At 61.0% G+C, this 13,625-nt stretch carries 25 protein-coding genes; 9 read left to right on the forward strand and 16 right to left on the reverse strand.

The features are described 5' to 3' along the window. Positions 1-124 precede the first annotated feature (124 nt). From APH44_RS29865 to APH44_RS24190, 16 genes are all read right to left on the reverse strand, one after another. The gene (locus tag APH44_RS29865; RefSeq protein ID WP_156343787.1) at positions 125-424 is read right to left on the reverse strand and encodes a hypothetical protein; all 300 of its coding nucleotides are present in this window, start codon (positions 422-424) and stop codon (positions 125-127) included. 7 nt (positions 425-431) lie between these two features. Then, positions 432-680 (reverse strand): hypothetical protein, encoded by a 249-nt coding sequence (locus APH44_RS24120; RefSeq protein ID WP_054894929.1) that lies wholly within the window; start codon positions 678-680, stop codon positions 432-434. Positions 681-778: 98 nt separating this feature from the next. After that, positions 779-1,162 (reverse strand): Mor transcription activator family protein, encoded by a 384-nt coding sequence (locus tag APH44_RS24125; protein ID WP_054894930.1) that lies wholly within the window; start codon positions 1,160-1,162, stop codon positions 779-781. After that, entirely contained in the window at positions 1,159-1,764 is a 606-nt protein-coding gene (locus tag APH44_RS24130; protein WP_082430658.1) for a gp16 family protein, read from the reverse strand. The genes APH44_RS24125 and APH44_RS24130 overlap by 4 nt, the downstream gene beginning before the upstream one ends. Positions 1,765-1,767: 3 nt before the next feature. Beyond that, positions 1,768-2,475 carry a DUF2786 domain-containing protein gene (locus tag APH44_RS24135; RefSeq protein WP_054894931.1) on the reverse strand — a complete coding sequence of 236 codons (708 nt, stop codon included), beginning with the start codon at positions 2,473-2,475 and terminating at the stop codon, positions 1,768-1,770. A 61-nt stretch (positions 2,476-2,536) separates the two neighbouring features. Further along, entirely contained in the window at positions 2,537-2,815 is a 279-nt protein-coding gene (locus tag APH44_RS24140) for an HU family DNA-binding protein (RefSeq protein ID WP_156343788.1), read from the reverse strand. A gap of 68 nt (positions 2,816-2,883) precedes the next feature. Further along, the gene (locus APH44_RS24145) at positions 2,884-3,507 is read right to left on the reverse strand and encodes a DUF3164 family protein (protein ID WP_054894932.1); all 624 of its coding nucleotides are present in this window, start codon (positions 3,505-3,507) and stop codon (positions 2,884-2,886) included. 389 nt (positions 3,508-3,896) lie between these two features. Continuing rightward, a complete protein-coding gene (locus APH44_RS24150; RefSeq protein WP_054894933.1) occupies positions 3,897-4,379 on the reverse strand; it encodes a hypothetical protein in 483 nt (160 codons plus the stop codon). Then, positions 4,379-4,657, reverse strand: coding sequence for a hypothetical protein (locus APH44_RS24155; protein ID WP_054894934.1), 279 nt, complete (start codon positions 4,655-4,657; stop codon positions 4,379-4,381). Before APH44_RS24155 ends, APH44_RS24150 begins: the two co-directional genes overlap by 1 nt. Next, positions 4,654-4,983 (reverse strand): hypothetical protein, encoded by a 330-nt coding sequence (locus tag APH44_RS24160; RefSeq protein WP_054894935.1) that lies wholly within the window; start codon positions 4,981-4,983, stop codon positions 4,654-4,656. Before APH44_RS24160 ends, APH44_RS24155 begins: the two co-directional genes overlap by 4 nt. Before the next feature lies 1 nt (position 4,984). Continuing rightward, the gene (locus APH44_RS24165) at positions 4,985-6,148 is read right to left on the reverse strand and encodes an ExeA family protein (RefSeq protein WP_054894936.1); all 1,164 of its coding nucleotides are present in this window, start codon (positions 6,146-6,148) and stop codon (positions 4,985-4,987) included. 12 nt (positions 6,149-6,160) lie between these two features. Continuing rightward, entirely contained in the window at positions 6,161-7,933 is a 1,773-nt protein-coding gene (locus APH44_RS24170) for a DDE-type integrase/transposase/recombinase (protein WP_054894937.1), read from the reverse strand. Between the two features lie 2 nt (positions 7,934-7,935). Then, positions 7,936-8,862, reverse strand: coding sequence for a hypothetical protein (locus tag APH44_RS24175; RefSeq protein ID WP_054894938.1), 927 nt, complete (start codon positions 8,860-8,862; stop codon positions 7,936-7,938). Between the two features lie 14 nt (positions 8,863-8,876). Continuing rightward, on the reverse strand, positions 8,877-9,185 hold the full coding sequence (locus tag APH44_RS24180; RefSeq protein WP_054894939.1) for a helix-turn-helix domain-containing protein: 309 nt from the start codon (positions 9,183-9,185) through the stop codon (positions 8,877-8,879). Beyond that, entirely contained in the window at positions 9,182-9,466 is a 285-nt protein-coding gene (locus APH44_RS24185; protein WP_054894940.1) for a hypothetical protein, read from the reverse strand. The genes APH44_RS24180 and APH44_RS24185 overlap by 4 nt, the downstream gene beginning before the upstream one ends. Positions 9,467-9,506: 40 nt before the next feature. Beyond that, positions 9,507-9,707 (reverse strand): DNA-binding protein, encoded by a 201-nt coding sequence (locus APH44_RS24190; protein WP_054894941.1) that lies wholly within the window; start codon positions 9,705-9,707, stop codon positions 9,507-9,509. An 88-nt stretch (positions 9,708-9,795) separates the two neighbouring features. On the opposite strand from APH44_RS24190, the gene APH44_RS24195 reads away from it, so the two are divergent. The 9 genes from APH44_RS24195 to APH44_RS24235 all read left to right on the forward strand — a co-directional run bounded on the left by APH44_RS24195 (position 9,796) and on the right by APH44_RS24235 (position 13,625). Then, positions 9,796-10,206, forward strand: a complete 411-nt coding sequence (locus APH44_RS24195) for a helix-turn-helix domain-containing protein (protein WP_177342482.1) — start codon at positions 9,796-9,798, stop codon at positions 10,204-10,206. A gap of 63 nt (positions 10,207-10,269) precedes the next feature. Continuing rightward, positions 10,270-10,800, forward strand: a complete 531-nt coding sequence (locus APH44_RS30240) for an SHOCT domain-containing protein (protein ID WP_054894943.1) — start codon at positions 10,270-10,272, stop codon at positions 10,798-10,800. 88 nt (positions 10,801-10,888) lie between these two features. Further along, positions 10,889-11,389, forward strand: coding sequence for a structural protein (locus tag APH44_RS24205; protein ID WP_371264437.1), 501 nt, complete (start codon positions 10,889-10,891; stop codon positions 11,387-11,389). After that, positions 11,386-11,619 carry a hypothetical protein gene (locus APH44_RS24210; protein ID WP_054894945.1) on the forward strand — a complete coding sequence of 78 codons (234 nt, stop codon included), beginning with the start codon at positions 11,386-11,388 and terminating at the stop codon, positions 11,617-11,619. Before APH44_RS24205 ends, APH44_RS24210 begins: the two co-directional genes overlap by 4 nt. A 15-nt stretch (positions 11,620-11,634) precedes the next feature. Next, on the forward strand, positions 11,635-12,258 hold the full coding sequence (locus tag APH44_RS29875; RefSeq protein ID WP_054894946.1) for a hypothetical protein: 624 nt from the start codon (positions 11,635-11,637) through the stop codon (positions 12,256-12,258). Continuing rightward, entirely contained in the window at positions 12,245-12,451 is a 207-nt protein-coding gene (locus APH44_RS24220; protein WP_054894947.1) for a TraR/DksA C4-type zinc finger protein, read from the forward strand. Before APH44_RS29875 ends, APH44_RS24220 begins: the two co-directional genes overlap by 14 nt. Beyond that, positions 12,451-12,753, forward strand: coding sequence for a DUF2730 family protein (locus APH44_RS24225; protein ID WP_054894948.1), 303 nt, complete (start codon positions 12,451-12,453; stop codon positions 12,751-12,753). The genes APH44_RS24220 and APH44_RS24225 overlap by 1 nt, the downstream gene beginning before the upstream one ends. A gap of 8 nt (positions 12,754-12,761) precedes the next feature. Continuing rightward, positions 12,762-13,070, forward strand: coding sequence for a hypothetical protein (locus APH44_RS24230; RefSeq protein ID WP_054894949.1), 309 nt, complete (start codon positions 12,762-12,764; stop codon positions 13,068-13,070). 3 nt (positions 13,071-13,073) lie between these two features. Next, a complete protein-coding gene (locus APH44_RS24235; RefSeq protein WP_054894950.1) occupies positions 13,074-13,625 on the forward strand; it encodes a phage protein Gp27 family protein in 552 nt (183 codons plus the stop codon).

Here is a 13,625-nt window from a genome sequence, read left to right on the forward strand (position 1 = left end):
TGATGGGGAGAGAGATAAATCCAGAGGAACGGATGAGATATTTACGGGATATTCCGCACGGGAACGGTAAATATCTGGATTGGGTTTGAAAAAGCCTTGCAATATGCGCAAAGCCTAAAAAGGGTCAGCGGCGCGAACTGATCCAACCGTGAATCCGCCAGACCAGCGCATCGGCGGTGGCCACGTCCAGCCCGGCCGCTATGCACATCTGCACGGCGACGGCGTCGGCAGTAGAGTTGGTCGCCAGCGGACGATGGTTCCAGGCGGCAATGTCATCCGCCTGATCCAGATTGAGCACCGGCAACTGTCGGCCCTTGCATCCATCCGTGCGGCATCGAGCCTTGGGATTGGGACGGTTCCATTGAGCGTCCAAATCGCAGCCGCAGAATGGGCACGGTGCCAGGTAGTGTTGGTTCTTCAGCATGACGATGTCACTTGGAGTCGTTGTCACCAGCCGACACGGTATCGAAAAGGCTCGGCTGCCGCCGCGCCAGTTCTTCCGGCATCAGCGGAAGCGGATAGGTGATGATCTCGAATTGGAAGCGCAACATCATTTCCGCGATGCCTTCGAGAGTTTCCTTGTTGATTGGTGCGCCGTAGAAACGCTTCACTGCCTCGTCGATGAAGCGTTTCTGGATGGCTCGTGCCCAATCGGGCATTTCGCGTGTACTGTTGGACATGGCTATCTCCAATGTGTGGTGCTGGATGCGCTGCCGAGGGGCTTCCTTGGTTGTGCGCGTGCGAGTGGCTGGGCGGGCATGCCAGACGCCGAAATGAACTACCTGGAGTCGTTGTCACCAGCCGACACGGCATCGAAAAGGCCCGGCTGCCGCCGCGTCAGTTCTTCCGCACGCATGACCTTGATGACCTTGTAGACCCACTGCGTCGAGACGCCATGCTTGCGCGCCACTTCGTCGACGTTGTCGCCTTTGAAGTCCTGCCAGATTTCCAGCGCCTTGCGGTGACGGCGCACGACAATGCCCAGCGGGACGTAGATGTTCATCCCGCCCCAGCTTTTCGCCATGACCTCCGCAACCTCGACGCCCAGGGCTTCGGCTACATCGTCCTGGATCTCCCCATAGTTGGTGAGCACGACCTTCACCTTGTCGGCCAGGTCTTGCAGCAGTTCCGGCCCTTTGCTTCGGAACGAGTGGCTGTTCATGTGACCTCCTTGCTGCCATGCCGCAGCACTTCTTGACAGATTTCGTATGCCGCCCACATAGCATCGAACGATCCTCTGGTCGATGCCGTGAACAGCGCGGCCTGTGCCCGCTGCCGGGCTTGTTCTTCAATGTCGCTGTCGCGTATCTGCGCTGCCAGCGTACGCAATGCGCCGGGCAGGTGTCGCTGTGCCCACCGCTTGAGCGTTTCGATGACCTGGTGCGAGTGTTCGCCATCAATCCACTGGAGCGCATCGACCTTCGTGATTCGGCGGACGTATGCGAATAGAGCCGCTTCGCTGGGGTCTTTCACTGCGCCCAGGGCATGCAGGAACAGCCACAGCGCCCTGATCTTCTTGCTGGTGCCCCTGTCATCCTGGGGTAGTGGCTTGCGCTGTCCCTGGGGCTTCTGGCGCACCTTGAAGCCGCTTTGCTTCAGGTACGACAGGACTTTTTCCAGTTCGGGAATGCTCAGTGCCGCCGACGAGTCCTTATTTGCGATTCGGCGCAGGATGGCGCGGTAGGTTTCGTCGTCCAATGCCAGGTCGCGCTTGGCTACATGGATCAGGCGGATCAGGCGCTGGCGGTCATGCTGTGCTGCCATGATTCACTCCAGCGCCAGGTGTTGACCGGAACCGTCGATGCCGCGCGACAGGCTGGCATCGCGGCCCGACTTGTGGCCAGACGCCCAATCGTCATATTCGTGGTCGCGCAACTTGCGACCATCGTTGCGATTAAGCGCGTCCAGGTTGCGCAGGCTGGGATAGTGGGCAGCCAAGTAGGCGTCGATGGCTGCGACCTGCTGCTCATTGCCGGCAAACTCCGAAACCGTGCCCGCGACGGCGCGTACCCATCCTTCGCTGAACAGGTCGGCCCGGCGTGTCTTGGTCGCCAGCTTGCACCGCTTCAGGCGCTGTTTGATGTGCTCGTCGCGTGCGCGGCGGGCTTGGCGATGCAGCACGGTGAAAGCGTATTGAGCAATCTCCGGCGCGGCACCGCAGCCGATGTAGCACCATTCGCCTGGCCGACGACCGGCGGGCACCCACCGTCCTTGCGAAAAAATCACACGGCAACTGAATGCGTCCGCCACCAGACACGCCAGGTGCGTTTCCCAATTGGACGGCCTGGACTCGACGCCGGCTTTGGCACGGCGCTCATCGGCTTCTGCCGCCAGCACGTCCAGGTCGGTAATGCCGTGGGCATCCATCAGTTTGCGGGCCTGGCGCAATGCGGCAGCGGCTTCGTGTTCGTTGCTGCTTGTCGACAACGCCAGGCATTTGCGGATCTTGTCCAGGACTTTGTTGCGGTCGCTCATTTGATCTTCCTCGAAGTCGTCATCTCCCGAAGCCGCTAGACCGGCTTGAGGCGATGGCCTCTTACGCCACGGCGTCCTTCAGCGCCTTGGCGGCGGTGAACTTGGGCGCGTTCTTCGCCGGTATCTGCACTGCCTCGCCGGTTTGCGGGTTACGGCCTTGCTTGGCGGCACGCTCGATGACCGCCAGCTTGCCGATTCCAGGCAGGACGACTTCATTACCGTCTGCCAACTGCTTGTGAACCACGCTTTCGAGCGTGTCCAGGAACGCCCTGGTATCTGTTTTCGTGAGGCCGCTTTGTTCGCTGATCGCGGCTTCCAGTTCTTTCTTGGTCAGTGCCATGATGGCTCTCCTGCTGATAATGAAATTCCGGGAAACAGCCCGGTCTGGTGAAACGAAATGCGCCGGACTTACACAGCCGCCAAGTCGAGGCTGATGGCGACGTATTCGTCGGAGCCTTCCTTGCGTTCGTAGAACCGGATATAGGGCTTGCTGCCATCGACCCGGACGCTGTCGCTGATTGCCTGCATGGCGCGCTGCCAGCGTTCATCTGTGATGTGCAGCCGACGCAGGCCCAGGACGCGGCCGGTGTTGATCTTGCCTTCCTGGTCAACGCGGAAGGCGTCGTTCACCAGCACCTTGATTTCGTCACGGCTGCCTTCCGACCAGTCCGTGATGCACTCGTCGATCAGTTCCTTGGCCGCTTGCAGTCGCTCGTCGAAAACCAAGTGTTCCTGCACCTTGCGGACGATCTTGTACCGGCCATCGAACGACGTGAGCGTGATGTTTCCCTTGTTCCCGCGTGCTTTCACGCCGTACTGCTCCAGGCTGGTCTCCACGAACGCTTCGACGTCAGAGAACGCCAGGGCGCGAAACTCCGCGAGATCCTGGCGGCGGATCTTCGCGCCCTGGATCAGCTTCTCGATGGTCTGGTCGCGTAGCTTGTCGACGTCCGAGACCATCGACTCCGGTACCAGCGTGCCGTCCGCCCGTTTCCGGTAGCCGGGCGGAATTTGCAGGGTTTGAGTTCCCATTCTGTTGCTCCTGTAAATGCGGTTGCTTGTTTGAAATCTTCATGCCCTTGGCCAGTTCCTGCCTCAATTCCCGAAGCCTGGCCAGGTTCCGTTGCCGCTGTTCCTCGCTGATCTTGGGCGGCGGCAGCGCAGGTGGTGGATCGCGGTTGCCCATGTATTCCAGGAACAACTTGGGCGGTGGCCAGCGATCACAGACCCGGTACAGCGTCCTGAATGCCTTGCGAATTCGCTCTGCGTCCAAGGCTTCGTTCCAGATCACTGGCAACCCATCGAGTGCGGCCAGCCACACGTCCAGCGTGAGCGTCACACTGTCGTCGGCGGGAGCACCGGCCAGGCGCAGGGCGACCAGCCCTTGCAGACCGCGTGCTATCTCGCGCTCGAGCCACTTCTCAACCACGGGCGCGCTCCTCCAGGGCACTGATCGCGGACAGCGTCTTCGACTGCGCCTTCGGGGGGGCCACCCGGCCATCGCCAGCCAGCACGACCTGGTTTCCCTGCGGTCGCCAATTGCTGATGACCTCGTACAGCCAGCCGTGCCCCTTGAGCGGCATAACCAGCCGTCCAGCATCCCGCGCAGCCAATGCTTGCTCCATTGACCACAGCCAGGCTTCGGTCGGTGCCTCATGAACCTGGCCGTTGCGGCTGATCCGCTGGGCCTGCATGTCGGGCAGCAGTTCGTTGACCAGGCGGGCGACCCTATCCATCGTCAATTCGCGCTTGTCGGGGCGGAATAAGGCCAGATAGCGCAATAGCGCGGCTCCGAGCGGGCCTGATAGCTTGAATGCTGCGGCCAGCGCATCCCTGGCACCGTCATGGGCGATCAGCGCGTCCAGGGACAACGTCGCGCCGCAGCTTGGGCACCGGGTACGCATCAGTGCAGTCCTCCAGGCCGCGCTGGTGATTGGGTGATCTCGACGTGCTTCTCCACGAAAGCGGTCAGTTCACGCTGCACGCTGTCCTTGTCGCCTCCGACATGGGCGAGGACGATGCGCCCCATCTGGCCGCTGATCTGGTGCAGCATATGGCGTAGAGTGTGTGCATCTTGTGTGAGCCAGCACACCAGCGTGTTCACGCGGTGCAGTTCCTGCCGTAGTTCTTCGACGCTATTCAGCGATTCAGGGCTGATGAGCCTGGTTGTGGGCGCGCTCATGCGGTCTTCCCCTCGGCCTGCTGCCAGGTCACCATGACGCCGTCCACATTGGCCTGCGCCGTTCCTCGAGCGCGGTCGTACAGCACGCTATGGGCCAGCGCCAGAATGGGACGCGATGACGATTCAACGTCCGGCATGATCTGTACTTCGGCGCGTCCCTGGGCCGTAGTGCCGACGATGCGGTAGCCCATTTGGCGCAGACGCCTGGCTACTGCATTGACGCGGCGGAGGTTTTCCTGGAACTGCTCGGTCAGCACCACCAGGGGACGCCTGGGCGGGATATGAACGGGCGCGGAGGGCGGATTCACCACTTGCAGATGGGTCATGTCACACCTCGTTGATGACGTCCGCGCTGACCACCGGCGCGCCATTTTCTGCGGCCAGATTCAGCGCGGCGGTGGTCAGGTTGTGGACTGCCAGGGGGTACAGCAGGGAATAGGACTTGTGGCCGCGCGGTACGGGCGGTTGCAGGCGGTCGTGGATGGCCTGGACGGCGTCATCTGTCATGACCTTTTTCAGCGTGGTGCCGGCCTGCTTGAAGCGGAATTCGAGGTACTCGGGCAGATGACTTCCCAGGGGGGGCAGCGTCATGATTTCGCACCGCTGTACCACCTCGCGGACAGCAGCGTTTTGCTCGGACAGCTTGGCCGCAAGTTCCGGCTGGCCGACGAGGATGATCGACAGCAGCCGCGCAAAGCCTGCCTCCAATTCCGTGAACCGCTTCAGATGGTTCAGTGTCGGAATTGGCAGCGCATGGGCTTCTTCGATGATCAGCACATGCCTGTTGCCGGCCTGGTGCGAGGTCATCAGTTCCTGGCTGACGCGCCGGAACCGTGTCTCGCTGTCCGACGGCACTGTGATGTGCGGCGAAATCTCGGCCAGGATCGCGGTGGCGATGTGGGAGGCGCGCATCACGTTGCCCTTGGTGTCCTGGTCGGCCATGCCGATGATGGAAAACGGCTGGATGATGCGTACCTGTTCGCTCTCGCGGTGGATGCGTTCGATCAGGTCGCGCCGCAGAGTAGACTTGCCGGAACCAGACTCCCCGATGACAGCCATGAAGCCGCCCCGCTTGGCGGCGTCCAGCATTGCCAGGCGCGTGTACCGGATGGCGTCGTTCTGATAGACTTCTTCGGCGCTGGCGACCTCGCTGAATGGGTTCCTGACCAGCCCGAAATGCTGGCGGGTTTTCGGATGCAGGGTTTGTTTGCGTAGCAGCATGATGGGTTCTTCCTCTTGAGGTTGGGCCTGGGACGCCGCCCTGGCCGGCGGCGTCCACTTCTCGAAGGCGCTCCCGATCTGTTCATCGGTAGCGCCGTTCTCCTTCAGAAACTCACGAATTCGCGCCTGATACGCTGCGGCCGGTTTCTTCTTCGGCCAGATGTCGTGGTTCGTGATCTGTGCAATCGCGGCGGCGCTGATGCCGATGGCATACGCCAGCCGTGACTGCTCGATTTGCAGGTCTTTGAGTACCAATTTCAGCTTCAGCACCGTGGGGTCTCCTTACGCGACTCGGACAATGGTTGGACGGGGGCGCATGGCTTCGCGCAGCGCGAATGCTGCGCCGCTGATCTCGTCTGCAGGCACGCCTGCGGGATACATCTCGACCATGCGGTCGTAGTGCGCCGGCGACCAGTCCGACAGTTCCTTGCGCAGCAGCTTGGCCGCTTGGATATGCGTCAGCAGTTGCTCGGCCACGGTCGGGGCTTGCGATTGCAAATCGTGCATCTGGCCGGTGCGCGGCATGGGGATTGCCAGCTTGGTTTGCTCGATGTGCGCCAGCGGGTTGAATGCGCCACCCATGAACGCCGCCTTCTGCTTGCGCGCGGCAGCAGCTTCTTCGTCTGAGGATGCGCCCATTGCCAGGCGTTCGATCTCCTTGGCATTGGCCTGGGCCGGCGTGTCCGCATGGCGCTTATAGGATTCCCCGATCACTGGGGCGCCAATCACCATGCCGAACTCATTGCGCAGCACTTCAGGCAGGATGTGGAACGTCTCGTAGCCGTCATCTGTATGTCCGATAGCCTGCGCACCCTGATCCTCAAACGCGTTTCGGCAGATCAGCAGCTTCTCGCCGTTTAGCACCCCAGGCACGCCGGAAACGTCGTATTCGCGGCCCCGGAACTGCACGGTCAATTGGCTGCCGACCACGCGCGATTCGGGAGCGCTGACGGCAACCTGCCGCATCACGTCGGGCGCAGGCGCAACGATCAGCTGGTCGCCTTTGATACGCAGCCATGCACCGTCGCGTGTCATCTCATGCCGCGTGTGGATTTGCGTGCCGTTGAACCAGGCCATCCACTTCGTGGCCAAGCCATTGATTTTCTCCAGGGTGTCCACCTGGTCTTCGCGCAGCGTCTTGAGCAGCGTTTCAAAGCTGCGCTCCACCAAGTCCTGGCCTTTTTCTACCTGCCCTTTTGCGCGCGGGTTGCCGGGCTTGTTGATCTGGAGGCGGATACGCAGCGCATGGCACAGATTCTTGAACGCTGCGGACGTGTTGGCGCTGCCGGGGTCGAGCATGATCAGCCTGGGAACGCCGTGCATGGCGTGCCCAGGACGTTGCACCATCGCGGCGATGAACGCTTCGATCAAGTTGGCCGACGTTTCCCCGCCGATCACGTAGTGGACGTACACCCAGCCGGACGTGTGGTCGGTGACGACGTAGCGCCATAGAGCGTCTTTCATTGCCTTGATCACATTGGCTGGCTTGTTCTTGTAGAACGCCTTTTCGTCCATGATCCGCAGACCGTTGTCGCCCGGCTGCGATGGCAGGTAGTACATGACGCATCGGCTTGCGTCGATTTGCCAGACATGATTTGGATGCAGGCTTGTCATGGCCATCGCAGGCGCGGGGCGCAGCAACTGATCCGGGTGTGCCTGGTAGCGCCGCAGTGCGCGTGAAATCGCACTGACAGACAGCGGTACGATTTCGCCCGTGGCCTGGTCGATACGCTCGGCCCGGATCAGACCGTTCGCCCGCAGCTGTTCGATAGCCAGGTTTACGCTGGCAGTGCGCTTTCCGTTCTTGCGCATGTGTTCCATGAGGACTGCGGAAACCTTCAAGGCTTCCTCGCGTGGCAGTTCGACATTGCCAGCATCCGACCGGCGCTTGCGCGTGTCGGTAGCCACCATGTCCTTGAACTTCCTGTGCAGCGTGGCGCGCGCCATCCCGAGGATGCGCTCGGCCTCCTCGATCACGGTTCCCTTGGTGCCATGCGGGGCGCTTTGCCACCGCATGGCGAACTCGAACAACTGTTGATTCGCTGCGCCCTGCATGCTCAGTTCTCCTTGGCCCAATCGGGAACTGGCGTGGTCGGCGTCTCGCCGCCTCCGTCTCCGGCCCATGTCGGCTGCGGGTAGGCAACCGTGCCCAGGGCGAACTCGGCGCGCAGTTCATCCAGTACCTGTTGCACTTGGGCGACGAGTCCCGCCACCTGGGCGCGATGATCAGTTCCATGCTCCTGGTCGTGCTGCATCAATGCTTCGATGGCCGGTCGCAGTTCGCCGTGGATCGCATGCTCCGCACTGTGTACGTAGCCAGACAGCGCCAGGCTCAGGTCTTTGGCCGTTTCGTCGGGCGACATCGTCTTGATGCGCTTGGCTGTTTTCTGGAGTTCGACCTTCAGGTTGTCGACGGCCTTGCCTTTTTCGGTCAGGAGCTGGTCGACGGCCTTCTTTTCTTCGCGGAGATCACGCAGCGCTTTGCGCAGTTCGCTGACTGGCATGCGCGCAATCTCGTCCAGATCTAGGCCCGCAACAGTGCCGCCTTCGTTGAGTTCCTGTATTTCTTCGTCGTCCAGGATCATCAGTTCGAACACTTTCGACTTGGAACCGGCTGCCTGGATCAAATGCGTCGACGTCGACGCATTTGAAAACCGGATGGCCGATTGCATCATTCGTTGTGCCAGGCGAACGTCCAGCCCGAGCCGATCCATAAACGGCAGCCACTCGCCGTGCGGCAGGTGCTCTCTGGCCACTACGAGGGCGCGGCCAGCTGCCAGCATCTCTTCTGCGCTGCGGGAAAGGTGTCCACGGATCTTGTCCTCGTAGCGCAGGACGTCAAATGGCATGCCGTCACCGAACTGGGTGATCACCTGTGCCAGTCGTTCGCCAGCCTCGTTCTGTGCCTGAACTACCAGGGCCGCAGCAGAGCCCTGGATGTCTTGGTGCTGTTCCGTGCTTGTATTTGCCTTGGGGCGTGCCATGATGGCTCCTCCGATCAAAGGGCACCCGCCGCGATCCGCTGATTCATTTCGGATGCGCGACGGGTGATGTTTTCGATATGGTTGTGGTGAGCTTGAGCGATCTGCAGCATGGCGATGCTGTGGGCGTATCGCCCGCTGTCCAGCTTCAGTGCCAGCCCTTCATCCACCAGTGCAGCCAATGCCCTCGTCACGTTCGAGGCTGATTCGCCAGTCAATGCAGCGATTTCCCCGTTGGAGAGCCCGGTCAAAGAATGGCCTTTGAGAGCCTTGAGTACGCGCAGAGCACGCGTGGCTGATGAGGATGCTTGGCGGTCGTTGCTCATACGACCGCCCGTGGCGCGCAAGCGCCGCGCATGATGCGCAAAGCTGCGCCGTGGTCGATGCCGAACTCCAGCGAGGCGAGAGAGGCGCGGATATCGAGCAGTTCGTCGACCAGGGGCTGGGTCGATTCGAATTCGCCGTCGAATCGCTCCAAGCGTCGTTGCAGATCAGCCAGGCGCGCACCCAGGTTGCCGATATCGCCAGTGGTGAGGCTGGACGATATGCGACCCTGATGTGCGCCGCGTCTGGAACTAGATGTAAGGATCTTGTTCTGAAGGTTCATGACGGTTTCCCTTGTCAGGGTGCTATGAGAAAATGGCCAGTTACGGCTGTGCGCTCTGCGTGCGGGGGTTGGGCTTGATACCCAGCTTGACGGCGATTTCGTGCGGAATGCCGCGCTTGCAGGGCGACATGCCGTTGAGAACTCGGTACACGTCACAGCGCCGGAAGCCGTTCTCGTCAGCCCACTGGCTGATCGGGACGCCCCGAGCATGGAACTGGGCTTTCACTTGTTGAGGGGTCATCGGATGGCTCCTTTGTTACCTGTCAAAAGACACTTTAAGGTGTTAAATGACATTCTAAGTGTCTTTTGAAATGTGCTCAAGGGGTCAGATGAAATTTTTCGATGAAGCGATGCTGCGCTTGAAACAGCAACTTGGAGTCACCGAGGATAGGGATGTAGCCGAGGCGCTAGGCATGTCTGCCAATGCCTTGACGCTTCGAAAACGACGAGGCTCCTTTCCCGAGAAGGAGTTCCTGGCTCTAGTAGCTAAGAGGCCCGACCTGGGGCTGGACATTGACTACGTCCTGGTCGGTCATCACTCCCAGGTGTTCGAGGCTGGCATCAAAGAGGCAGCCAAGAACCCGCTGGTTACGGAGGATGAGACGATGGCCGGTCTTTTTGCGGCCTTGTCCCACGAGTCGCGTGCAGAAGTGCTGTCCGTCGCGCGACGGCTCCGAGAGCTGGAGATGTTGGTAGCTACCGCACGCGATAAAGCATCGAAATCGAGGCGTTCGAAATGAAGGCGGCGCTTTCCTGTAGATGCTGTGAGATCATTTCGATAGACCTAAGAGAGGCAGGTACCGATGGCAGCGATTGATGTACTGGCAGGAGACTTTCCACAAGGCCGGGCAGAGTTTGGTTTTGGGGTAATCGCATTTCCCAAGAAACCCAAGCAAGGGTTCCCTGCTGACATTGCCTTGCGCCCGAAAGACGACCTGTTGCATATCGAGATCACGACTGAAAGCGAGGAAAGTCGGGTAGGCAAAGCTGCTGAAGCAGGCATTGCAGGGGGGCTCTTGTTCGGGGGGGCTGGGCTGATCGTGGGCGGCTTGCTGGGGGCGGCCAACAAGCAAAAAAAGACGGTGACGTTTAAGGCGGTCTTTACTGAAGGACGCTCCCTGCTAGGGAAAACTGATGCCCAGACATTTGAGAAACTCCAGGCTTTTGCCTTCAATAATGCGGAGAAATTGCCGCCACAAGAACCTGGAACTCATCCGACCGCCGGGGATGATGATGTGCTGTCGAGGCTTGAACGGCTCTCCAGGCTGAAAGAGCAAGGCATCTTGAACGAAGAGGAATTCCAGCAGCAGAAGGCGAAGTTGTTAGCGTCCTGATACTCCCCACAGCAGTCTCTAAACACAATTAAAAGACTGTGCGCGGCCTGGAGCCGATCATGTCCCCGTTCAAACCTTGGGGGACATCATGGCAAATCAGGTCATGCGGATGCCGCGCGGCATTCGCAATTCCAACCCCGGCAACATCGAGCGCAACGCCACCCGCTGGCAGGGTATGGCGGCGCAGCAGAGCGATGCCCGGTTCATTACTTTCTCCGCGCCCGAATGGGGCATCCGCGCCATTGCGCGCACGCTGATCACGTACCAGGACAAGCGCCGCGCACGTGACGGTAGCCGCATCGACTCGGTACGCGAGATCATCGAACGCTGGGCACCACCCAGCGAAAACGACACGGCAGCATACAGCCGCGCCGTGGCATCGGCGCTGGGTATCGGCCCGGATGACGAAACCGTGGATGTGTACCGCTACCCGACGATGGATCAGTTGGTGCGTGCCATCATCCGCCACGAAAACGGCCCCGGCCCCTACGACGGTGGTTGGTACGACGACGCGGTGATCGAACGCGGCCTGGCGCTGGCTGGCATCGTTCCAGGCGTCATCCACGGTGGCGCGGAGGTGGCAGCATGAAGCTGGACGATTCCGCCAAGTTCTGGCACCGCCTGTGGTCGGTGCGCTTCGCCATCCTGGCAGCGCTGGTATCCGCTGCGGGGGAACTGCTGCCGCTGTGGCAGCCGATGCTGGCACCCATCCCCTACGCAACCCTGTCCACGGTATTCGCCATTCTGTCGGCAGTCAGCCGCGTCGTCCACCAGGGCGGTGTGCAGACCGATCTGGACAGCTACCGGAGCGGCCAGTAGGCCGAGGGGGACGCAATGCTCGGCCAAACCATCACAACGAGTCGTTTGAATGCGCTGCTGGCCGCCCTGGTGTTGGCCGGTGGTGCGGCGCTGGGCGCGGGCATCGGCGGCTACATCCTGGGTCACGGCAAGGCCAAGGCCCAGGGTGATGCCGCTCTGTCTGCATTGGCGCTCGATCACGCCCAGGCATATGCCGATGCCCAGGAGGAAGCCTGGCTGCGGCTCAACGACGAAATCCAACGCAATCAAATCCTCGCGCGGCAGTTGGCCGATGAAAAGGCGGCGCACGCGAAGGAACGCGAATCCCTGCTCAAGAGGATCAGAAATGTCACCACAGTCTATGTGCCTGCCCCTGGCAGCGCGGCGCAGCCTTTGCCTCGCAGCGTGTTCACTGCTGGCTTCGTGCGCGAGTACAACGCCGCCATCGGTCTACCCACCACAAACACATGCACCGTTGCCGCTGGAACTGGCGACACGTCCGCAACCGGCCAGGCCGTTGACACCTGGCTATGCGAATCAGGACTTAGCCAGGCCGACATCCTCGCCCACATTGCCGACTACGGAGAACGCTGCCGCAACCTCGAGTCCCAGGTGAACAGGCTGCTGGATCGTGAGGGGGACGTCGATGGACATCATTGACCTGGCCAGCCAGCGGGAACAGGCGGATCGGGAACTGGCGCTGGCGAACCAGCAGGCCAAGAGGTCGACACGGCCGCCCGCGTCGCACTGCCTGGCTTGCGGCGAACCGATCCCTATCGCGCGGCAGCAGGCAGTGCCTGGCGTGCAGCGATGTGTTGAGTGCCAAGAGGCGTATGAGCACCGGAGTATGTGATGGATTTCAGCAATTTGAGTTTTGGGTTTGAGACGGTTCGCTGGATCGTCGTTACCGCCATTGGCATTTACGCCTGGATCATCGGCAGGCAGTCGGCCAGCAGCAAGGAGCTACTGGAATTGCGCACCAGGATTACGAAGCTGGAGTCGGAAATGCGACAGGTGCCGAGCCAGCAGCAGATCCACGACCTGGCGCTCCAGGTCAGCCGCGTAGTGGGCAGTGTCGATGCACTGGCCCAGGGCATTGCGCCCATCCGCAAGTCTGTTGACCGGATGGAATCCTACCTGCTGAACAACAAGTGAGACCGACCATGAAAAAGGCTTATGCAACGGTCTTGAGTGAAGATCGCCGCCTGATCATCCTGCGCATCCTCAGTGAACTGCCGTCCTACCGCGCCAACAGCAGCGTTTTGTACAGCCTACTGAGCCAGTGGGGCCATCATCCCAGCCGCGACCAGGTGAAGAGTGAAATGCGCTGGCTGCAAGAGCAGGCATTGCTGGATGTGGAGTCCATTGGCGATGGCAGCGTTCTGCTGGCCACGTTGACCGAGCGTGGCCAGGACGTAGCGGCGGGCCGGTCGATTGTCGATGGGGTCAAGCGCCCCGGCGCAGGTAGTTGACGTATGGCGCGCAAATCGAAGGTTTCCAAGCTGTCGCCCGAGGTCAAGGAGTACCTGCAGCGTTTGCTGCGCGAGGATCGCCTGACCCTGGACGAGATGCTGGACGATCTACGCCAGCGGTTCCCTGGAAAACAGGAGGAAATGCCCAGCCGCACCGGCCTGGGACGCTACCGCAAGACCTACGAAGAAGTGTTGGCCAGCCACAAGAATATCGCGCTGGCTTCCGAGGCACTGGTCTCCGAGCTGGGCGAATCGTTCGACGACAAATCCGGGGCGCTGCTTGCCCAGGCCGTGACCACGTTGGCTATCAACGCAGTGGACAACGCGCTGGAGCAAGGCAATACGTCCATCAAGGATGTGCAGGCCATTGCCCGCGCGGCGAAATCCGTCCAGGAGACGCGCAGCCTGAACCTCAAAGAGCGCCAGGCGGTTGCCAAGGAGGCCCGCGAGAAGCTGCTGCGCGAACAAGCCGAAACCCTGGACGACGAAGTCAAGTCTGGTGGCCTGGATGAAGAACAGGCCATGTTCTGGCGCAAGAAATTCCTGGGGGTGTGA

The sequence above is a fragment of the Pseudomonas sp. NBRC 111143 genome (assembly GCF_001320965.1).
GTDB classification, from domain to species: Bacteria; Pseudomonadota; Gammaproteobacteria; order Pseudomonadales; family Pseudomonadaceae; genus Aquipseudomonas; species Aquipseudomonas machongensis.

Coding starts and splice junctions, on each gene's coding strand:
- APH44_RS29865 (WP_156343787.1), bottom strand. CDS start 424: ATGCTGAAGAACCAACACTACCTGGCACCGTGCCCATTCTGCGGCTGC.
- APH44_RS24120 (WP_054894929.1), bottom strand. CDS start 680: ATGTCCAACAGTACACGCGAAATGCCCGATTGGGCACGAGCCATCCAG.
- APH44_RS24125 (WP_054894930.1), bottom strand. CDS start 1,162: ATGAACAGCCACTCGTTCCGAAGCAAAGGGCCGGAACTGCTGCAAGAC.
- APH44_RS24130 (WP_082430658.1), bottom strand. CDS start 1,764: ATGGCAGCACAGCATGACCGCCAGCGCCTGATCCGCCTGATCCATGTA.
- APH44_RS24135 (WP_054894931.1), bottom strand. CDS start 2,475: ATGAGCGACCGCAACAAAGTCCTGGACAAGATCCGCAAATGCCTGGCG.
- APH44_RS24140 (WP_156343788.1), bottom strand. CDS start 2,815: ATGGCACTGACCAAGAAAGAACTGGAAGCCGCGATCAGCGAACAAAGC.
- APH44_RS24145 (WP_054894932.1), bottom strand. CDS start 3,507: ATGGGAACTCAAACCCTGCAAATTCCGCCCGGCTACCGGAAACGGGCG.
- APH44_RS24150 (WP_054894933.1), bottom strand. CDS start 4,379: ATGCGTACCCGGTGCCCAAGCTGCGGCGCGACGTTGTCCCTGGACGCG.
- APH44_RS24155 (WP_054894934.1), bottom strand. CDS start 4,657: ATGAGCGCGCCCACAACCAGGCTCATCAGCCCTGAATCGCTGAATAGC.
- APH44_RS24160 (WP_054894935.1), bottom strand. CDS start 4,983: ATGACCCATCTGCAAGTGGTGAATCCGCCCTCCGCGCCCGTTCATATC.
- APH44_RS24170 (WP_054894937.1), bottom strand. CDS start 7,933: ATGCAGGGCGCAGCGAATCAACAGTTGTTCGAGTTCGCCATGCGGTGG.
- APH44_RS24175 (WP_054894938.1), bottom strand. CDS start 8,862: ATGGCACGCCCCAAGGCAAATACAAGCACGGAACAGCACCAAGACATC.
- APH44_RS24180 (WP_054894939.1), bottom strand. CDS start 9,185: ATGAGCAACGACCGCCAAGCATCCTCATCAGCCACGCGTGCTCTGCGC.
- APH44_RS24185 (WP_054894940.1), bottom strand. CDS start 9,466: ATGAACCTTCAGAACAAGATCCTTACATCTAGTTCCAGACGCGGCGCA.
- APH44_RS24190 (WP_054894941.1), bottom strand. CDS start 9,707: ATGACCCCTCAACAAGTGAAAGCCCAGTTCCATGCTCGGGGCGTCCCG.
- APH44_RS24195 (WP_177342482.1), top strand. CDS start 9,796: ATGAAATTTTTCGATGAAGCGATGCTGCGCTTGAAACAGCAACTTGGA.
- APH44_RS30240 (WP_054894943.1), top strand. CDS start 10,270: ATGGCAGCGATTGATGTACTGGCAGGAGACTTTCCACAAGGCCGGGCA.
- APH44_RS24205 (WP_371264437.1), top strand. CDS start 10,889: ATGGCAAATCAGGTCATGCGGATGCCGCGCGGCATTCGCAATTCCAAC.
- APH44_RS24210 (WP_054894945.1), top strand. CDS start 11,386: ATGAAGCTGGACGATTCCGCCAAGTTCTGGCACCGCCTGTGGTCGGTG.
- APH44_RS29875 (WP_054894946.1), top strand. CDS start 11,635: ATGCTCGGCCAAACCATCACAACGAGTCGTTTGAATGCGCTGCTGGCC.
- APH44_RS24220 (WP_054894947.1), top strand. CDS start 12,245: ATGGACATCATTGACCTGGCCAGCCAGCGGGAACAGGCGGATCGGGAA.
- APH44_RS24225 (WP_054894948.1), top strand. CDS start 12,451: ATGGATTTCAGCAATTTGAGTTTTGGGTTTGAGACGGTTCGCTGGATC.
- APH44_RS24230 (WP_054894949.1), top strand. CDS start 12,762: ATGAAAAAGGCTTATGCAACGGTCTTGAGTGAAGATCGCCGCCTGATC.
- APH44_RS24235 (WP_054894950.1), top strand. CDS start 13,074: ATGGCGCGCAAATCGAAGGTTTCCAAGCTGTCGCCCGAGGTCAAGGAG.